This is a genomic window from Oceanobacillus luteolus (genome assembly GCF_023715655.1).
In the GTDB taxonomy this organism is placed as follows: domain Bacteria; phylum Bacillota; class Bacilli; order Bacillales; family Amphibacillaceae; genus Oceanobacillus; species Oceanobacillus luteolus.
This window is the reverse complement of the sequence record NZ_JAMBON010000141.1, coordinates 1-597: the sequence shown is the minus strand read 5'-3', so window position 1 is coordinate 597 and position 597 is coordinate 1. Positions and strand designations below refer to the sequence as shown.

Sequence of the window (597 nt, the reverse complement as noted above, 5' to 3'; positions counted from 1 at the left end):
TCGAAAAAATGCGTTTATACGAGTAGTTGGTGATGATTTTGAACTCCCTCATGATTCAACGGTACTGTCAGATCAAATGGTGTTAATTGGCACCTCACAAAATCGTGCGGAGAATTACTTTCGACTCGTAAAGGTTGAAGATACGAAAGGAAACGTACTTCACTTAGTTACAAACCGTTTTGATTTAAGCGCAGATGAAATTTCCGAGATGTACCAATCACGTTGGGCCATTGAGATATTTTTTAAATGGATGAAACAACACGTGAACATCAAAAAATTCTACGGGCAAAGTGAAACAGCAATCTACAACCAAGTGTTTATTGCACTGATCGTATTTTGTTTAAATGTAATCGTTCAAATTAAGACGAACAGTAAACGAACCCTCCTACAAATCAGCCGTTATTTAAGAGCTGCCTTATGGAAACCAGGGCATATCTGGGTACGAAAAATCGAAGGGAAAGGTGCTTCTTAATTCTTAAAATCTGGCTGTCGCTCAAGTCTAATTGTATATTGTAAAAAAAATGAATGGAGCCACCTTTAGTTGGGTATTTACTTTTTTGGCTCTAATAGAAAAAAGATTAAAACTGAAAATTCTGG

Annotated in this window: 1 protein-coding gene; it reads left to right on the top strand. The window is 36.5% G+C overall.

Annotated elements, in window-relative coordinates; translation table 11 throughout:
- The coding region (locus tag M3210_RS20100) for a transposase (protein WP_251518070.1) at positions 1-472 on the top strand (472 nt) is incomplete at its 5' end.
- Positions 473-597: the final 125 nt, after the last annotated feature.